This window comes from Catenibacterium sp. (genome assembly GCF_052354645.1).
Lineage (GTDB): Bacteria > Bacillota_I > Bacilli_A > Erysipelotrichales > Coprobacillaceae > Catenibacterium > Catenibacterium mitsuoka_A.
The window spans coordinates 1-1,616 of record NZ_DAWDDM010000361.1 but is presented as its reverse complement, the minus strand read 5'-3'; the positions used below and the strand labels follow the sequence as shown (position 1 = coordinate 1,616).

2 protein-coding genes are annotated in these 1,616 nt (G+C 30.3%); both read left to right on the top strand.

The features are described from left to right. Positions 1–784, top strand: a 784-nt coding sequence (locus ACT8VG_RS10990; RefSeq protein ID WP_444195904.1) for an ROK family protein, incomplete at its 5' end; no start/stop codon positions are given. A 2-nt stretch (positions 785–786) separates the two neighbouring features. Continuing rightward, positions 787–1,524 (top strand): ChbG/HpnK family deacetylase, encoded by a 738-nt coding sequence (locus ACT8VG_RS10985; RefSeq protein WP_444195903.1) that lies wholly within the window; start codon positions 787–789, stop codon positions 1,522–1,524. Positions 1,525–1,616: the final 92 nt, after the last annotated feature.

Here is a 1,616-nt window from a genome sequence, read left to right as displayed (position 1 = left end):
TACTACAACAGAAGATTTTTTATACGAATTAAAAAGTTTATATGATTCTTATAAAGAAGAAATAAGAGGAATTGCTATTTCTGCTCCAGGAAGAATTAGTGAAGAAGGTGTTATGTTAACTGCAGGAATATTAGAATATTTAGAAGGATTTAATCTGGCACAGGAACTCTCAGAGGTATGTGATGGTATTAGTGTAACTGTAGAAAATGATGGTAAAGCAGCCGCTTTATGTGAAGCAACAATTGGTAGTGGAAAAGATTATCCTAATAGTGTTGCCCTTATATTTGGTACAGGTATTGGCGGAGGCGTTATAATTAATAAAGAAATATTAAGAGGTTGTTATTTGATTGCGGGAGAGTTTTCACCATTATTCACTAATTATGAAGTAGGTAATTATGATTGTTTTGCCACACTTTATTCGACAATTAGAATTGTAAACAAAGCAAAAGAAATAACTCATGAAGATGATTTAAATGGTGAAAGAATGATGGCACTTTATCGAGAAAAGTCTTATTCTGAATTAAATGATTATCTTGATGCTTGGTTTTTTGCGATTGCAAAGTTTTGCTACAATATTGATTGCCTTTACAATCCAGATGTTATTTGTGTAGGTGGTGGAATAAGTGCTGATCCGCTATTTGTAGAAAAAATTAAAGAAAATATCGATGTAATTTATAAAGAAGCCTTTGTTTTTAGAAAACCAAAGGTTGAAGTATGTATGTATCAAAATGATTCTAATTTATTAGGGGCATACTGTCGCTTTATTAAAATGAAAGGAGAATAACTATGAAGTTAATAATGAGAGCGGATGATTTGGGAATAAGTGAAGGAGTGAATTGTGGAATGTGTAAATTCAATAAAGATGGTGTTATTACAAGTGTAGGACTCATGCCTAATATGGAACATGCTTTAGATGGATATGAAATGATTAAAGATTGTAATGTATCTGTAGGTCAGCATACGAACATTTGTTTAGGAAAGCCTCTATGTTCTCCTGAAGAGATTCCAAGTCTAGTAGATGAAAACGGTGAATTCTATTCAAGTAAAGTTATTAATAAAAGAAAAGAAGATACAATTAACATTGAAGAATGTGAAAAGGAAATAGAAGCTCAATTAAATCATTTTATTGAAATCACTGGATTTAAACCACAGTATTTTGAAGGCCATGCTGTATTTTCTTTTAATTATATGAAAGCATTAGAAAATGTTGCAAAAAGACATGGTTTATTTTTTGTGAATCCTATGGATCCTCAATGGGTAAGTGAAAATCATATTCATGGATTAGGTATGATTCATTTTGATGAAAGAGGATTATATGATCCAAAAAGGTATATGGAAGATAATTTAGGGATGTTGAAAGATAATGAATGCTGTATTGCAATATTTCATCCTGGTTATTTAGATCAATATATCTTAACGAATTCCTCTTATACGCTTATTAGACCAATGGAATGTGATTTTTTGTGTAGTGATTGGTTAAAGGATTGGATTAAACAAAATGATATTCAACTAGTAACCTTATAGTAATCTACTATTCTTCTAAATGAACATAGAAAAAAATCTCATGTATACTTTTAAAGTATTTAGGGGGATATAGTAAGAATGTATGATTTTAG